Origin of the sequence: Paenarthrobacter sp. A20, assembly GCF_024168825.1 — a bacterium.
Classification (GTDB): domain Bacteria; phylum Actinomycetota; class Actinomycetes; order Actinomycetales; family Micrococcaceae; genus Arthrobacter.
Genome location: NZ_JALJWH010000001.1, coordinates 2,310,299 through 2,325,521 on the forward strand (window position 1 = coordinate 2,310,299; position 15,223 = coordinate 2,325,521).

Here is a 15,223-nt window from a genome sequence, read left to right on the forward strand (position 1 = left end):
CCGGTGTTATAAAAAATCTATACCAGCCACCACAGATCAGGAAGGGCTGGCACAACAACAGAATCAGCATCAAGACCAGAGGAGTGAGAACACAATGCTGATGCGCACTGACCCGTTCCGCGATTTCGACAGGCTCGCCCAACAGGTTTTTGGCACAACAGCACGCCCTGCCGGCATGCCCATGGATGCCTGGCAGGAGGGCGAGGAGTTTGTCGTTGCCTTTGATTTGCCCGGTGTGAGCCCTGACTCCGTCGACCTCGACGTCGAGCGCAACGTCCTCACCGTCAAGGCAGAACGGAAGTCGCCAGCTGGCGAGAACTCAGAAATGATCGCCGCCGAACGCCCGCAAGGCGTCTTCAGTCGGCAACTGATCCTGGGCGACACCTTGGACACCGAAGGCGTCAAGGCCAGCTACGACGCGGGCGTGCTGACACTCCGTATCCCCGTCGCAGAGAAGGCCAAACCACGGCGCATCGAGATCACGTCCAACGGACAACGGCAAGAGATCAACGCCTGACCCGTCCGCCCTGTCGGGAGGTTCACCCCGGGGGTGGCCCACCGGGGGTGGCCAACCGGCAGGGCGCCGACCGGGAACAACGGAGGCGGCCGCATCGGAATAGTTGGGCGCAGGCTTCGCGCCACGTCACCGCGTTTTTTAGCGCACATGAAAGCGGCCCCCGCCCGTCATCTCCCGATTGATGGCCCCCGGTGCACGCCGGGGGCCATCCCAAGTCCGCTGCAGGAAACCGGAACCAACCGTGAACGACCAACCTGACCACTACGCCACTTTGCACGTGCCGCCCGACGCGACGGCCCGCGACATCACCCGCGCCTTCCGCGCGCTGCTCCGGACCCATCACCCGGACACACGCCACAAGGTCGACGACGGCGACACCACCTCCGCGGCCGACCTCAAGGAACTGCACGCCATAATGCAGGCGTACGTCGTTTTGTCGGACCCAGGAAAGCGGGCGGCTTACGATCAGGCGCGGCGGAGCGGTGTGCCCGCACGAAGGCCCGGAACGCCTGGAACGCCTGGAACGCCGGTGGAGGTACGGGTCCATCGACATGAACCGGCAGGCAGCAAGGAAACCAAGCCGCCCCTGTCTTTCGGACCAACCCACTGGGAGCCTTCAACCCGAACCCTGAGAACACCAAGGAGCCATTCATGAGTGCTTGGCGTCCGTACGACGGCCACATCATTCCCGCGTTCTACGAACGATTCGAGAAACGCTGGGGGAGAGGGACAGCACCGTTCCTCGACCCCGAAGTCCACGAGCAACCCATGCCACGGGCCCAGTGGATCAACCCGGACACGGGCGCGGCGGTAGCTGTTGTCCCCATCTGGACCGACGATCCCGAGCACAGGTCCTTCGGCGTCTTCTACCTCCCACCCGCCGGCGATATCTGGATGCTCCGCCCCGGCCCCACCACGTTCCTGGAACCCAACGCCGGATCCAGTAAAGAGCAGGTGACGCTCCGCAACGATGCCTTCAAGAAGGCCGTCAACCACGCCAAGGAGTTCATCTACGGCCCGCAGCTTTGAGGGGGTGCGCCGAGGGGTGGGATCTCGGGGGAAAGTAGGCCTCAAACTGCTGGGGTGTCGCCCCTCGGCGAGGGAATAGCCACAATTGCGGACCGATCCTGACCTCGATCAGTCGTAGTCTGAAACCACGGAACCCCGACGAAGAGGACGCAGTCATGACCGCGGCAGACCCGACCATCAGCACAGTCCCGACTGGCTACTCCAGCGTCAGCCCCTGGCTCATCACTCGAGACACGAACGCCCTCTTCGAGTTCATCACGGCTGCGTTTGGCGCTGAGGAGATCGACCGGGTCGTTGGCGAGGACGGGACCATCGGGCACGCGGAAGCGCGGATCGGCGACTCAGTAGTCCTCGCATTCGACAGCCGACCGCATTGGCCCGCAACGCCGTCGTACCTCCGTCTTTATACGCACGACGCCGATGCCGCCTTCCACGCCGCCCTCGCCGCGGGTGCCACCACGGTTTCGGTCCCCGACAACAGCGCCTGGGGTGACCGTGGCGCCCGGATTCTGGACCCGCTGGGGAACGTCTGGTGGATCATGTCGCACATGGAAGACGTCTCCGACGACGACGCCGCCAGCCGCTCGCAGGCCCCCGAATACGCGGCGGGGATGGACTATGCGGTCGATTCCCTCCATCGGCACATGATCGGCCAGCCGGACGCACCCGTCCCCGATGAAGTGACGTCCATGTCCCCGCTGGTTCGAGCCGACGGCATCAGCCACATTCCCGCTGGCTACCGTTCCGTGGAACCCTGGATCATCACGAGCAGCACACCCGGGCTCCTGGACTTCCTCACTGCCGCGTTCGGCGCCCAGGAAGCGTTCCGGGTCCCCATGGAAGACGGGTCCATCGGGCACGCTGAGGCGAAGATCGGCGACTCGAACATCCTCGCCTTCGATTCCCGCCCGGGCTGGCCGCCGACTCCGGCCTTCCTCCGCGTCTACGTCGACGACGGCGATGCCACCTTCGCTGCCTCGCTCGCCGCGGGTGCCACGGCGGTCACGGACATGACGGAGATGTTCTGGGGAGAAAGAGTGGGCCGCGTTCGGGATCCTTTGGGCAATCTCTGGTGGATCCACTGCCGGGTCGCAGAGCTCAACGAGGAGGAGGCCTACGCGAGGGCGGGCGATCCCGAGTTCGTGAAGGCCATGGAGTACGTATCGGGCGTGGACTTCTTCGCGAGGGGTTAGCTCTCGGCAGTAAGCGGGCTTCAACGTGCGCAGAGCCAATCGCGGGCTTATTGCCAGAAATCCTTGTGAGGGGCAGCAGCCTCGTCCTCCAGGAGAGGGCCCACCACAGAGATTTTGCGCTGACCGCAGCTGAAGACTTCGCGGCAGGGAAGGGACAGGGTGGGGTTTTCGGGGTTATCTCCCGTAATGCTCAGCAGTGATTCTTCGCTGAGCCCGTAAACCACTCGCCCGATGCCCGTCCAGTAGACAGCGCCGGCGCACATCGCACACGGTTCTGCGCTGGTGTACAGCGTTGACCGCGCCAATTGCTCGGTACTGAGCTGCCGAAATGCTTCCGCCGCAGCCCTGAGTTCGGCGTGCTGGGTCGGGTCGCCTTCCGGCGGCATCGAATTGTTTCCCTTCGAGCTCACCACCGTGCCATGCTCGTCCACCACCACGGCGCCGAATGGATGCCGTCCCTCAGCCTTGACTTGGTGGGACAGCGTGATGGCCAGGCGCAGGAAGTCCACGTCCTGTTGGGAGACGGCAGAGCCGGGGTTCTCAGTGTTTGTCACTTCTGAATCTCTCTCTTGGTATGGATTAGACGAAGAGGCCGTGGGGCTCACCGACGCGGTCGAGGTACTCACGACGCCGCGCAAACAGCCCCTCAAAGCCCCGAGAAGTCGCCCCTCGGCGGGAGGCGCGGCACAAAAGCAAAAAGAAGGCTGGTGCAGCCTAGGGAAAGAATCCCAAGGCGGCTGCACCAGCTGCTAGTACGACTTTCTGCTATGAGTTGTGACACCTATTCATTGGCCGCTCCTAGTTCCCGGCTTCGCTTGTTTCCGGGCCTTTCAAAGTCTGTGCAGGTGAGGCGGAGCTGAGGTGGCAACTGAGGGCTCCGTGCCCCGGGAGAACACCTCCCATCTTACGGCGGCTGCGTGAAAAAAGCGCTGGAATTCGCGGTATTTCAGGGGCGCCTGCGGGCCGTGCGCTGCCTGCCGTGGCACGATAGATCACGATGAAACTGCGCGCTGATCAGACCGGAAACCGTGGCCTCCCGATGCCCCTTTGGCTGCAGGGTGGTTTGGAATCGGCGCAGGCAGCCTTCATTTCGGCCATCGTGGTGGTGCTCCCGCTGGTGGGAGTGTGGGCCACCGACGGATTCCAAGACCGGAACGTGGACTCCTTGGCTCGCTTGGCCGGCCAGGCCTGGCTGCTGATTCACGGCGTTCCGCTGGAGTTGGCCCAAGTCAGCCTCGGCACTGCGGGCCAGCCGGGCTCGGGCCTGTTGTCACTCATTCCTTTGGGCCTGACGCTCATCCCCTTCCTACTCGCCTGGCGGGCCGGGCGCCGCCTCGCCCGTGCCTCGTACACAGACCAGCTGTGGCAGGCATTCTTTGGCGCATTCGTTGTCTACGCGGCTTTCGGTGCAGCTACCGGGTTCGTGTGCCGCACCTCCGAAGTGGTCATCAACCTCTGGCTTGCCATGACCATTCCGCTGATCTCCTTCGGCCTGGGCATGATCGTCGGCGCCCGACGCGAGGCAGGCTCGTGGAGCCGCCTGATCGGCGTTGACGCCGTAGCCTGGCTTGCTAAGACGAGCCAGCACTCGCGCTGGGCGGGCTCGTATGTGGGCTCGGCGTTGAAGGCCGGCTTTGTCGCGGCGATGGCTGCCGTGTGTTTGGCCGCACTGCTCCTGGCGGTGACCATTGTGTGGCACTGGACGGACATCATCGCCGTCTACGAAGGCATCCAAGCCGGCGCCCTCGGCGGAGCCGTGCTCACTATCGCGCAGCTTGGATTCCTGCCGAACCTCGTGATTTTCGCCCTGTCCTGGTCCTCCGGCGCCGGCTTCTCGCTCGGCGTTGGCTCAACGGCGGGTCCGTTGGGTACAGCCGTCGGACCGCTCCCGGCCGTCCCGGTCCTTGGGGCCCTTCCCGCGGGCCAGCTCGACGCCGGGGCCATGGCCCTCGCGCTTCCCGTCGTAGCGGGCATCCTGGCGGGCTGGTGGTTCCTGCGTGAAGGCGAAAACCACTTCGACGAGTGGCTCTCCATCAAGATCAAAGCCCGCTGGTTCACGGCAACCGTCTCAACCCTGTTCCTGGGCGCATTCATCGGCGCAGTTGCCGGCCTGTTGGGCGGTGCCTTGGCGTGGATCGCGCGCGGATCGGCCGGCATTGGCCGGCTCACGGAAATCGGACCCCACCCGTTGTGGACGGCAGTCTGGCTGGCCGCGGAAGTGGGCATCGGCGTCGTTATCGGTTACGCAGTGGGGCCGTGGCTGGAACGCCGTCAGAAGCTGCGCGAGGCGGACCTCGACGAAGCAGCGTACGACGACGAACACGCCTAAGCGGGTCCTCTTCCGCTGTCGCTGGGGAGCCTCAGCCGGCTTAGCGAAGCGACCCCGGCATCGAGTCCTCGAGCTGCGTCATGCACTGCGTTTTGGCGGATTCCGTCAACGCCCCGCGCGAGCAATCCTGGTACGTGCTGACCTGGTTGAAAAAGAGCATCGACGTCAGGATGAGCAGGCACATGACGGCCGAAACGATGAGGCCGGAGATGGTCCCGAAGAGAATCAGCCGCGGGTGCTTGTACTTCAGCGTCCTCACCAGAACCACAATCCCCAACACCAAACCCGCGAGCGTCAGGATGGCACTCAACCACACGTAATTCACGTTCAGGGAGAACACGAAGAACGCACCCAGAGCCGTCAAAAGGAATGCACGGAACAGGATTTGGGTCACGCCGAGGGCGGACTTTTCGGCCTCTGAGCGGGGTTGCTGGCTCGGCTTGGGACCGACGTCGGGATTCATGTTTTCCAGCCTACGCGAGCCGCCCATAAGCTAGTGCAATGCGCATTGTTGTCCTCGTCTCCGGTACCGGTTCCAATCTTCAGGCAGTCATCGACGCCGTGAAGTCGGGTGAACTGGATGTCGAGATCGCCGCTGTGGGTGCCGACCGCCCCGACACGTATGGCGTGGAACGCTCCGACGAGGCCGGCATTGAGACCTTCGTGGTCAACTTCAACTCGTTCGAAACCCGTGCTGAATGGGACACCGCACTGCGCGACAAGGTCCTGTCCTACAAGCCGGACGTCGTGGTGTCTTCCGGGTTCATGAGGATCGTCAGCTCCGACTTCATTGATGCATTCGGTGGCAAGTACGTCAACACGCACCCCGCGTTGCTCCCATCCTTCCCCGGCGCCCACGGAGTGCGCGACGCCATCGCGTACGGCGTGAAGGTCACGGGCTGCACCGTTCACTGGGCCGACGCCGGCGTGGACACGGGCCCCATCATTGCGCAGGAAGCCGTTGCTATCCTTCCTGAGGACTCCGAAGAATCCCTGCACGAGCGCATCAAGGTAGTGGAGCGCCGCCTGCTGGTCCAGACCCTCGCAGACCTCGCCGCCGCACCCAACTGAGTCGCAGCACCTGTTCCACTGAGCCCTGAGTGGAGCGTTTGCTGTTACCTAGTTGGGTGGCAGGAACGAAAGGCTGTGGATAACGCCCCAGGCTCCCGTCGCATTTGCCAGCATGGGCTGATGAAGATCCCACGGCCGCTCCCGGCAGACCTCACTTCGAAATCCTTTACAACGCAGGAAGCACTCGATGCCGGAGTGTCGGTTGGGCGCCTGCGTTACCGGGATCTGGACTCGCCGAGCCGAGCCATTCGAGTCCCTCGTCTGGACACCGAACATGCCTTCGCGGACATGGTTCGGCCGATCACTCAGGTCACACCATTTTCGGCGGCGTCCCACGCGACGGCGTTCCTACTATGGGGGTTTCCTGGCTTCCTGCCCGGCAGCCACGAGCCTGGGATTCATATTTCGCGGCCCCACGCCATGGCCATCCCTCGACGACGCGGTGTGGTGGGACATCGAGGTCAGTTCTTCGAGGATGAAATCACCACGTTCAATGGCCTGCTCATCACCAGCCGGGCTCGGACGTGGCTGGACTGCGCGCGGAAGATGGACATCGACGAGATCACCGTTGTGGCCGATCATTTGCTGCGTATCCCCAGACCGGAATTCGAAGGACGGAGTTCGCCCCACTGCGCCATGGATGAGCTCGAAGAGATGCTTGACCGTCACTGGGGGACACCTGGCATCCGCAAGGCCCGCCTCGCTTTGGAACAAGCATGCGTGGGGTCCGACTCGGCTCCCGAAACGCGACTGAGGCTGGCGCTCAAGTGGGCTGGCCTACCCACAGCGGAAGTCAATGTTCCTACGGAGCTAGGTCCCGGCGTCGTGCGTCAACCGGATTTGGCCTATCGCGAGCAGCGCGTTGCCGTGGAGTACGAAGGTGAGGGTCACTCGGATCCGGAGCAGATCGTGAGGGACATCGCCCGGGAGGAGGATTACAGTCGAGCCGGCTGGACCCTCGTGAGGATCTCAAAGCGGCACATGAGCAACAACGCGAGGTCCGCCGTGGCCAAGGTGCGGCGGGCGCTCGAACAACGCGGCTGGTCACCCAAGTAAGTCGCAGTTCAGGTCGTTCCCAGGGCTGGGAACGACCTGAACTGCGACTCAGTTGGGTACGAGGCGGGGCGGTTACGAGAGTTCGCGCTGCTTCGTTTCGGGGGCGAGGAACGCCATCCACAGCACGGACAGCAGCACCAGGCCACCAGCCATCGCGAAGGACTGCGCCAATCCGAACTCCGGCCAGAAGAACGATGCGAACACCAGGGGCCCAAAGCCTGCCCCGATCCGGGAGAACGTCGACGCCCAGCCGAAGCCCGAGCCGCGAAGCTCAGTCGGGTACAGCTCGGACACGTAGGCGTAGAGGACCGGGATGGCCACTTGGACCACGAACCCGAACACCAGCAGCCAGAACACGGCAGCGGAGGGAACGTCCACCACGAAGGCCACGATCACTAAGGTCAACGCGGACAACGGACCGGTGATGGCCAGGATCCACTTGCGACCCACCCGCTCCACCAGCAGCGCTGCCACCACCACACCCAGGAGTCCGACGGCGGCCATGCTCGCCGTCGTGACGAACGCCTTGTACTCCTCAAACCCAGCACCGATGAGAATGCGCGGCATCCACGTCAGCGACAGGTAATAGACCAGCAGGATGCTGAAGAAGAGTGCCCATGCAGCGGTGGTGATCTTCCAGTTGAACTGCCAAATCCGCCGCAACTGGGCCCAGGCGCTGCCGGGGGAGAGGCGCGGCGCAGCCTGCGGTTCGGGCAGGCTATACGCCCGCGGCGAAGCACCTGTCGCCTCGACCAAGCCATCAATCACCGCCGCAGCCTCGGCACGGCGACCCGCACGGATCAGGAACAGCGGTGACTCGGGAACCGAACGGCGCACCCAGAAAACGAGCAACGCCGGCAGCACCATGATCAGCATGGTGAGCCGCCAGTCGCCGAAGGCAGCAACGAGCCCGGCCGAGATGAAGCCACAGAGCGCAGCACCGATGGGCCACCACCCGTCCATGGCCGTGAGCACCTTGCCGCGTTGCTTCCGGGGCGTGAACTCTCCCACCAGTGCGTAGTCCACGGGGATGCAGCCGCCCAGGCCGAAGCCGGCCATGAAACGGAAGATGCAGAACCACACGATGTCCGGCGCGAACGCACCCAGAACCGTGAAGATGCTGAAAATCAGGAGGGTGGCCGTGAAGGCCTTCTTGCGTCCGATGGTGTCCGCAATGGTGCCCCATGCGAACGCACCCACGGCCATTCCGATCAGGTTGGCCGTGCCGATCCACGCAGCGTCAGCCGGCTGCAGGGACCAGTGCTTGGACAACAGCGGAATCAGGATGCCGTTCAGCGTGACATCCCAGGCGTCGAACATGAACCCGAGCCCGCCGATCAGGAAAATCCGTCCTTGGACCTTCCACCGCCATGGCAGGTCCTGCACAACTTGTTCGCCGCTGGGCACGGCTGTGTATGTATTCATTTGCCCTCCTGCATGCAACTTTATGCGCTGGGCACCGGGCTGCCGTCCGGGCTACTTCTGGTTCTCGATCGCCCGCCGCAGGAAACCACCGGCTTCCTCCAGGGCACCCTTGGCCTGACCAGCCTCGATGCCTGTCAGGAGCACCAGAATCGCCGCCTTGACCGACCCGCCAACCGAATCCAACGCGGTAGCGGCTTCATGGGCATCAACGCCGGTTGCGTGCTGAACGGTGCGCTGCGATCGGGCCAGCAGCTTTTCATTCGTGGCGCGCAAGTCCACCATGAGGTTGCCGTACGTCTTGCCAAGCTTCACCATCACCAGCGTGCTGATCATGTTGAGGACAAGTTTCTGGGCCGTGCCCGAGTTCAGCCTGGTGGAACCCGCGATGAACTCCGGACCCACCACAACCTCGATCGCAGCATCCGCCACATGACTTACTGCCGAGCCCTTGTTGCACGCCAGCGACGCCGTGAACGCGCCCCGCTTCCGGGCCTCCTCCAACGCACCGATCACGTAAGGCGTCCGGCCCGAGGCCGTGATACCCACGACGGCGTCGGCTTCGGTCACGTTGATATCGTGCAGGTCGCGTGCGCCGGCAGTTGCGTTGTCCTCGGCGTACTCAACGGGTTTCTGGATCGCCTGCACACCGCCTGCGATGAGTCCGACGACGAGTCCGGGCGGGGTGCCGAACGTTGGCGGGCATTCGCTCGCGTCGAGCACACCCAAGCGACCGGCCGTGCCGGCTCCCACATACAAAAGGCGGCCGCCGCGCTGGAGCCGCTCCGCAACGGCGTCGACGGTTTGAACAATGGCGGCACTGGCCGCTTCAACCGCAGCGTGTACTCCTGAACTGTGGGAAAGCATCGCGGCCACGAGTTCTTCGGTGCCCAGGATGTCCAGGTTTTCCAGGCCCTCGGCCGTGGCCTCCGTCGCCAACCCTGCGAGTTCCGTGCGCAGGCCCGCGAGTTTGTCCGCGTCGTTGGGGTTAGTCGGGCCAGTTTGTGCCGTCACGGTGGATGTACCTTTCCTGGATGAGCCCGCGGCGCGTCGCAGCGAGGGCAGCACCGTCCAAGCCATCGCCGAGCGGGGCCACCACCTCAATCCCAGCCGAAGCGAGTGACTTCCGCAAGAGCGCCGCGAAGAAGTCCGAGCCCACCACTCCGCCCAGCATCGCCACGCGGGGTGTGCCGCCCTCGTCGCCGCTGGACGCGAGCTTCACGGTGCGGGTCAGGATGCGGCACGCCTCGCCGATGATGTCATGCGCGACGGCGTCACCCACCTCCGCCGCGTGCAGAACCAGCGGCGCGAAACGGGCCATCGCGCGGTAGGGGTTCTCGTTGGCCGCGAGCCAGCCCGGCAGCATCCCGGGCGACTCGACCAGTGCGCCGGCCGCAGCCGACAGCGATGTGGCAGGGCCGCCGTCGTACGCTTCAAGAACTGCCTGCAGGCCTTGCTGGCCGATCCATCGTCCGCTGCCGCGATCCCCAAGATAGGGTCCCCAGCCGTCGGCCCGGTGCAGGACTCCGGAGTCATCGAACCGGAAGGCGACGGCGCCTGTCCCAACGATGAGCGTGGTGCCGGGGGCGCCCTGGAGCGCGCCGAGCTGGGCGGCTGTGGCGTCGGAGAGCACGGCTGCCGGGACACTGAACCGCTGGGACAGCATGGTGGCGAGTTCCTGCGACTTCTCGGCGGATGCTTCAACCCCGGCCACGGCGGCCCCAATACCGGTCAAGGTGCTGACGGGGAGGCCGGGCGGCAATTGGCTGACCGTCTCTAGGAGGAGGTCGAAAGCCAGGGTTGGCCCGTTGTCCACGTGCACTCCGGGGAAGCCGTGCTGGTCGGCGGCGCCCAGCAACTCTGTACCGCTGCGCAACTCGACGCGGCAGCGGCTCTTCCCTACATCGGCAACAAGTACGACATCGTTGGGGGCTTCCATGGATCAACCCTATGTTGTGGGGCCCGCTCTGCGTGTTTGGTGAGCGGTTCGGGGTGCAGAACAGGCCTCGCAACGGGTGGTCCGTGAGTTGTGGGGCCCGCTCTGCGTGGTTGGTCGGGGTTTCGGGGCGCAAAGCCGGCCTCGCATTTTCTGTGGAGGAAAAGTCAAAAGCCCATCAAAGGGCGATTTCTGTGGATAACCGAATGTGAGCCATCATTTCCGGCAAGCATGGGCCCATGCGGAATCTCACTCCCTTGCCTCTGAACGTCGACCCTCAAGGCTTCCTCGTCGCCGACGCTTACGCTTCCGGCGTACCACGGTGGCGACTCCAGACGAAAGAACTTGTGACGCCGAGCCGTGGCATCCGTATCGCTAGGGCAAACGAACGCGACCTCGAACTGCTCGGGCGGCTGCACACCGCTGTGACTCCACGCTGTGCAGTCAGCCACGTCACTGCAGCGTTGTTGTGGTGCATGCCGCTCCCCATCTACCTCGAGGAAGAGGGCAGGAGCGGGCTAATCCATGTGACCCGCCGGCAAGAGATCGGGAGGGTCAAGCGTCGGGGGGTGGTCGGGCACCGGGCTCCGCTCTTGGCGCGGGATGTTCGGGTGTTGAACGGTGTCCAAATGACTTCGCCGGAATGGACGTGGGTGGATCTGGCTAGACACATGGGCAGGTCATCGCTTGTGGCCGCCGGCGATTTTCTGTTGGCGCGCGAGAATCCGTTGTCCTCGCTTGAGGCGATCCAGGAAGTCATCAATAGACGCCCCAAGGTCAAAGGCATCCGGATGGCCCGGGAAATTCTGCCATTGTTGCGCACGGGCGTAGATTCGCCGCAGGAGTCAAGGCTGCGTCTGAAAATCGTCGACGCCGGGCTGCCGGAGCCAACTGTCACCCAGCCAGTTTATGACGATCACGGTCGCTACATCTCAACGCCGGACCTCCAGTACAAGGGGTACAAAATTGCTATGGAATACGAGGGCGATCATCACCGCGCCGACCCAGTGCAGTGGGGCAAGGACATCGAACGCGACGATCGACTTCGCGCGTTGGGGTGGATTGTCCTGAAATTCTCCGAAGTCCAGATGAAGGGCGGGTGGGTCAATGCCGAGCGGAAAGTGCGGGACGCTTTGACGTCGCGCGGGTGGCGAGGGCCGTCGTCGTGAAAGTTCGCTGGGCGTGGGATTTGTGGGGCCTGGTGTGCGCCTTTCGTGCTCCGAGGGGGATGCGTAGCGGGCCTCGCAACGTAGGGGGTTAGTTTGTGGGGCCTGGTGTGCGTGGGTGGTGGGTGGTTTGGGGCGCAGAGCGGGCCGCGCAACGTAGGGGTGCGACTTGTGGGGCCTGGTGTGCGTGGGTGGTGGGTGGTTTGGGGCGTAGAGCGGGCCTCGCAACGTAGGGGTGCGACTTGTGGGGCCTGGTGTGCGTGGGTGGCGGGTGGTTTGGGGCGCAGAGCGGGCCTCGCAACGTAGGGGGTTAGTTTGTGGGGCCTGGTGTGCGTGGGTGGTGGGTGGTTTGGGGCGTAGAGCGGGCCTCGCAACGTAGGGGTGCGACTTGTGGGGCCTGGTGTGCGTGGGTGGTGGGTGGTTTGGGGCGCAGAGCGGGCCGCGCAACGTAGCAAGGGCATCAAAGACGCAAAACCGGACCAACCACGAAACACGATAAACTCTCCGTATCCCCACACCCGCGATACCACCCGCGACATCTACGCGAACTAAGACGGAGACTTTTGTGAGCTTGACGCAGCTTGACCGTGTTCCCATCCGCCGTGCACTGATCTCGGTTTACGACAAGACGGGACTGGAGGAGCTCGCGAAGGGCCTGCACGCAGCCGGCGTCGCCATTGTTTCCACCGGCTCCACCGCCAAGAAGATCGCCGCCGCAGGCATCCCGGTCAAGGAAGTCGAAGAAGTCACCGGCTCCCCGGAAATGCTGGACGGCCGCGTCAAGACCCTGCACCCGCGCGTGCACGGCGGCATCCTGGCCGACCGTCGCGTCCCGGCACACATGGACACTTTGGCCGGCATGGAGATCGAAACCTTCGACCTCGTGGTGGTGAACCTCTACCCGTTCGTCGAGACCGTGAAGTCCGGCGCAGCGCAGGATGACGTGGTGGAGCAGATCGACATCGGAGGCCCCGCCATGGTGCGTTCGGCCGCGAAGAACCACGCCGCCGTCGCCATCGTCACGGACCCGCACTTCTACGGCGCAGTAGTCGACGCCGCAGCCCACGGCGGTTTCGACCTGAACACCCGCCGCCGCCTGGCTGCCAAGGCCTTTGCGCACACGGCCAGCTACGACAATGCTGTTGCCACCTGGACCGCCAGCCAGTTCCTCGACGAAGACGGCGACGGCATCATTGACTGGCCCGCCTACGCCGGCCTCGCCTTGGAACGTTCCGAGGTCCTGCGCTACGGCGAGAACCCGCACCAGCAGGCCGCGCTGTACGTGGACAAGGCTGCCCCGGCTGGCATCGCCCAGGCCGACCAGCTGCACGGCAAGGCCATGAGCTACAACAACTTCGTTGACGCCGATGCCGCCCTCCGCGCTGCCTTCGACTTCGCCGAGCCAGCAGTAGCGATCATCAAGCACGCCAACCCCTGCGGTGTCGCCGTCGGTTCGGCTGATGCTGCGGACCCGATCGCCGACGCCCATGCCAAGGCCCACGCCTGCGACCCCGTCTCCGCGTTCGGCGGCGTCATCGCGGCGAACCGCACAGTGACCGCCGGAATGGCTCAGACCGTTGCCGGCATCTTCACCGAGGTTGTCATCGCACCGGACTTTGAGCCGGAAGCCGTGGAGATCCTCTCCAAGAAGAAAAACATCCGCCTCCTCGCCCTTCCCGAGGGCTACGGCCGCTACCCGGCCGAAATGCGCCAGGTTTCCGGCGGCGTCCTGGTCCAGATGAGCGACAAGGTGGACGCCGACGGCGACAACCCCGCCAACTGGACCCTCGCAGCCGGCGAAGCAGCTGACGGGGCAACCCTGGCGGACCTGGCCTTCGCCTGGACCGCGTGCCGCGCCGCGAAGTCCAACGCGATTCTGATCGCCGACCACGGTGCCGCCGTGGGTATCGGCATGGGCCAGGTCAACCGCCTGGACTCCTGCCGCCTGGCCGTCGAACGCGCCAACACGCTGGGCGTGCAGGTGGAGTCCGACGTCGAAGGTGCCGGCGGTGCCTCCAACGCCAGCGGTTCAGACGCACCTGAGCGTGCCCGCGGTGCCGTTGCAGCCTCGGATGCGTTCTTCCCGTTCGCTGACGGCCTGCAGATCCTGATCGACGCCGGTGTCCGTGCCGTCGTCCAGCCGGGCGGTTCGGTCCGCGACGAGGAAGTCATCGCCGCAGCCAACGCTGCCGGCATCACGATGTACTTCACCGGCGCACGCCACTTCTTCCACTAGAAGAGGTACAGCCCGCGAGGGCCATAGCAGCACAACGAAACGGCGGCCGCCCCCAGTAGGGGACGGCCGCCGTCGTTGTTAACAGGGACTTGCTAAATCGGTTACGAAGCCGACGCGGTGTTGTAGGTGGACTGGATCACGGTGCCCCAGTACGGGCCGTACATGGTGCTGGAGTTGCTGCCGTAGCCGTAGCTGTTCACGGAGTTCTGGTAGCCGGAGGAGCTGTTGCCGATGAACCACGGACCGCCCGAGGAACCACCGGTCATGTTGCAGGGGATACCCTGCGTGGCGAACTGCGGGTTGTAGGGATCGTTGGTGGCGGTGCCGGAGCAGCTCTTGAGCGATTCACCGTTGAAGGGCGAGCCTGCAGGGTAACCGAAGGACTTGTAGCTCAGGCCGCGGGCGGCGTTGAACTGGACGCCGGAGGAGCCTACGACGTCGGCGAGCTTCTGGCCGTTGAGGGTGTTCATGACAGCAAACGCGGTGTCGTACTGCATGTTGCCGTTGGAGGCCCACTGGGTGGGGGCGTACAGCGCCTTTGCCGTCCACTTCCCGTAGGGTGCTGCGCCGTTGAGGTACGCCGGAACGAAGACGAAGTTGGTGGCGTAGGCGCCCGGGCCCTCATTGAGGCAGTGTCCGGCGGTGGACACGGTGCTCTTGTTGGCCGCGGTGACCGAGTTGCCGGAGCAGACGTAGTTGGAGCCGCCCAGGGTGAAGAAGATCTTGCCGATGTGCTTGACCGGCGTTTCGCTCTGGTTGACCTTGCGATCGATGGTTTTGGATTCGGTGGTGGCCTGCTGGCCGGCGATGCTGCTGACGGCGCCCGGGGCTTCGGTGACCGGGGCCTTGCCGAGGTTGAGGAGCTTGCCGCGATCCAGTGCCTTGGCGGCCAGGATTTCGCCGGACTGGGCGGTCTTCATGCGCTCCGGCGTCCAGTAGTCTGCAGCGCCGGCGTCCGACACTGTGTGGCTGCTGACCGCAGCGCTGCTGGAGTCTGTGGTGTTTACCGGAGCCGCGTTGGCGCTGGTGGTGCCGACCAGCGCCAGGATTGCGGCAGCGGACAGACTCAGCAGGCTTGTGGCCAGGGTCTTGGTTTTTGTCACGTTGTTCCTACCTATCGAGGGAGTGAGGCGGCCAGTGATGGCGACCGCCGACTGACGGAATTGAAGGTATCGAACGTATGACAAGTTTGTAAAGAGATGTTTCATAGTTTGTGATAATTTGCTGTCACTTCCTCGTCAAGTGGCGGGGTCCCTTTGGCGTGCGGT

The 15,223-nt window shown here is 64.3% G+C and carries 15 protein-coding genes and 1 CRISPR repeat array; of the genes, 9 read left to right on the top strand and 6 right to left on the bottom strand.

The genetic code is table 11. From position 1 onward, the window contains the following. Nucleotides 1-94: 94 nt before the first annotated feature. The 4 genes from J3D46_RS10920 (at nucleotide 95) to J3D46_RS10935 (ending at nucleotide 2,739) form a co-directional block, all read left to right on the top strand. Complete coding sequence (locus tag J3D46_RS10920; protein ID WP_253467094.1) at nucleotides 95-517, top strand: Hsp20/alpha crystallin family protein; 423 nt, start codon at nucleotides 95-97, stop codon at nucleotides 515-517. 241 nt (nucleotides 518-758) lie between these two features. Further along, nucleotides 759-1,172 carry a J domain-containing protein gene (locus J3D46_RS10925; RefSeq protein ID WP_253467097.1) on the top strand — a complete coding sequence of 138 codons (414 nt, stop codon included), beginning with the start codon at nucleotides 759-761 and terminating at the stop codon, nucleotides 1,170-1,172. After that, on the top strand, nucleotides 1,169-1,546 hold the full coding sequence (locus tag J3D46_RS10930; RefSeq protein WP_253467101.1) for a hypothetical protein: 378 nt from the start codon (nucleotides 1,169-1,171) through the stop codon (nucleotides 1,544-1,546). The genes J3D46_RS10925 and J3D46_RS10930 overlap by 4 nt, the downstream gene beginning before the upstream one ends. Before the next feature lie 155 nt (nucleotides 1,547-1,701). Continuing rightward, nucleotides 1,702-2,739, top strand: coding sequence for a VOC family protein (locus tag J3D46_RS10935; RefSeq protein WP_253467104.1), 1,038 nt, complete (start codon nucleotides 1,702-1,704; stop codon nucleotides 2,737-2,739). 47 nt (nucleotides 2,740-2,786) lie between these two features. Here J3D46_RS10935 and J3D46_RS10940 read toward each other — a convergent pair whose 3' ends face one another. Further along, complete coding sequence (locus tag J3D46_RS10940) at nucleotides 2,787-3,293, bottom strand: nucleoside deaminase (protein WP_253467107.1); 507 nt, start codon at nucleotides 3,291-3,293, stop codon at nucleotides 2,787-2,789. Nucleotides 3,294-3,736: 443 nt separating this feature from the next. On the opposite strand from J3D46_RS10940, the gene J3D46_RS10945 reads away from it, so the two are divergent. Further along, complete coding sequence (locus J3D46_RS10945; protein ID WP_253467110.1) at nucleotides 3,737-5,068, top strand: DUF6350 family protein; 1,332 nt, start codon at nucleotides 3,737-3,739, stop codon at nucleotides 5,066-5,068. Nucleotides 5,069-5,108: 40 nt separating this feature from the next. Here the strand turns inward: J3D46_RS10945 and J3D46_RS10950 are convergent, their stop codons facing one another. Further along, nucleotides 5,109-5,558: a hypothetical protein gene (locus J3D46_RS10950; RefSeq protein WP_231341513.1), complete on the bottom strand. Its 450-nt coding sequence runs from the start codon at nucleotides 5,556-5,558 to the stop codon at nucleotides 5,109-5,111. Between the two features lie 11 nt (nucleotides 5,559-5,569). Between J3D46_RS10950 and purN the strand changes: the two genes are divergently transcribed. Both purN and J3D46_RS10960 read left to right on the top strand, forming a co-directional pair. Then, nucleotides 5,570-6,139, top strand: a complete 570-nt coding sequence (gene purN / locus J3D46_RS10955) for a phosphoribosylglycinamide formyltransferase (protein WP_253467113.1) — start codon at nucleotides 5,570-5,572, stop codon at nucleotides 6,137-6,139. Nucleotides 6,140-6,259: 120 nt separating this feature from the next. Next, the gene (locus tag J3D46_RS10960) at nucleotides 6,260-7,195 is read left to right on the top strand and encodes a hypothetical protein (RefSeq protein WP_253467115.1); all 936 of its coding nucleotides are present in this window, start codon (nucleotides 6,260-6,262) and stop codon (nucleotides 7,193-7,195) included. Between the two features lie 72 nt (nucleotides 7,196-7,267). Here the strand turns inward: J3D46_RS10960 and J3D46_RS10965 are convergent, their stop codons facing one another. From J3D46_RS10965 to J3D46_RS10975, 3 genes are read right to left on the bottom strand one after another with little or no spacing between them, the layout of a single operon-like run. Further along, nucleotides 7,268-8,620, bottom strand: coding sequence for an MFS transporter (locus tag J3D46_RS10965; protein ID WP_253467118.1), 1,353 nt, complete (start codon nucleotides 8,618-8,620; stop codon nucleotides 7,268-7,270). Nucleotides 8,621-8,671: 51 nt separating this feature from the next. Next, a complete protein-coding gene (gene murQ / locus J3D46_RS10970) occupies nucleotides 8,672-9,631 on the bottom strand; it encodes an N-acetylmuramic acid 6-phosphate etherase (protein ID WP_253467120.1) in 960 nt (319 codons plus the stop codon). Next, nucleotides 9,606-10,556 (bottom strand): N-acetylglucosamine kinase, encoded by a 951-nt coding sequence (locus tag J3D46_RS10975; RefSeq protein WP_253467122.1) that lies wholly within the window; start codon nucleotides 10,554-10,556, stop codon nucleotides 9,606-9,608. Before J3D46_RS10975 ends, murQ begins: the two co-directional genes overlap by 26 nt. Before the next feature lie 236 nt (nucleotides 10,557-10,792). On the opposite strand from J3D46_RS10975, the gene J3D46_RS10980 reads away from it, so the two are divergent. Further along, entirely contained in the window at nucleotides 10,793-11,722 is a 930-nt protein-coding gene (locus J3D46_RS10980; protein WP_253467124.1) for an endonuclease domain-containing protein, read from the top strand. 93 nt (nucleotides 11,723-11,815) lie between these two features. Then, nucleotides 11,816-12,149: a CRISPR direct-repeat array (repeat unit 42 nt; unit sequence TTGTGGGGCCTGGTGTGCGTGGGTGGTGGGTGGTTTGGGGCG). A 135-nt stretch (nucleotides 12,150-12,284) separates the two neighbouring features. Next, the gene (gene purH, locus J3D46_RS10985; protein ID WP_231343451.1) at nucleotides 12,285-13,955 is read left to right on the top strand and encodes a bifunctional phosphoribosylaminoimidazolecarboxamide formyltransferase/IMP cyclohydrolase; all 1,671 of its coding nucleotides are present in this window, start codon (nucleotides 12,285-12,287) and stop codon (nucleotides 13,953-13,955) included. A gap of 101 nt (nucleotides 13,956-14,056) precedes the next feature. Here the strand turns inward: purH and J3D46_RS10990 are convergent, their stop codons facing one another. Continuing rightward, a complete protein-coding gene (locus J3D46_RS10990) occupies nucleotides 14,057-15,163 on the bottom strand; it encodes a hypothetical protein (protein WP_256491182.1) in 1,107 nt (368 codons plus the stop codon). Nucleotides 15,164-15,223: the final 60 nt, after the last annotated feature.

Coding starts and splice junctions, on each gene's coding strand:
- J3D46_RS10975 (WP_253467122.1), bottom strand. CDS start 10,556: ATGGAAGCCCCCAACGATGTCGTACTTGTTGCCGATGTAGGGAAGAGC.
- J3D46_RS10980 (WP_253467124.1), top strand. CDS start 10,793: ATGCGGAATCTCACTCCCTTGCCTCTGAACGTCGACCCTCAAGGCTTC.
- J3D46_RS10920 (WP_253467094.1), top strand. CDS start 95: ATGCTGATGCGCACTGACCCGTTCCGCGATTTCGACAGGCTCGCCCAA.
- J3D46_RS10990 (WP_256491182.1), bottom strand. CDS start 15,163: ATGAAACATCTCTTTACAAACTTGTCATACGTTCGATACCTTCAATTC.
- J3D46_RS10930 (WP_253467101.1), top strand. CDS start 1,169: ATGAGTGCTTGGCGTCCGTACGACGGCCACATCATTCCCGCGTTCTAC.
- J3D46_RS10935 (WP_253467104.1), top strand. CDS start 1,702: ATGACCGCGGCAGACCCGACCATCAGCACAGTCCCGACTGGCTACTCC.
- J3D46_RS10950 (WP_231341513.1), bottom strand. CDS start 5,558: ATGGGCGGCTCGCGTAGGCTGGAAAACATGAATCCCGACGTCGGTCCC.
- J3D46_RS10965 (WP_253467118.1), bottom strand. CDS start 8,620: ATGAATACATACACAGCCGTGCCCAGCGGCGAACAAGTTGTGCAGGAC.
- J3D46_RS10945 (WP_253467110.1), top strand. CDS start 3,737: ATGAAACTGCGCGCTGATCAGACCGGAAACCGTGGCCTCCCGATGCCC.
- J3D46_RS10960 (WP_253467115.1), top strand. CDS start 6,260: ATGAAGATCCCACGGCCGCTCCCGGCAGACCTCACTTCGAAATCCTTT.
- purN (WP_253467113.1), top strand. CDS start 5,570: ATGCGCATTGTTGTCCTCGTCTCCGGTACCGGTTCCAATCTTCAGGCA.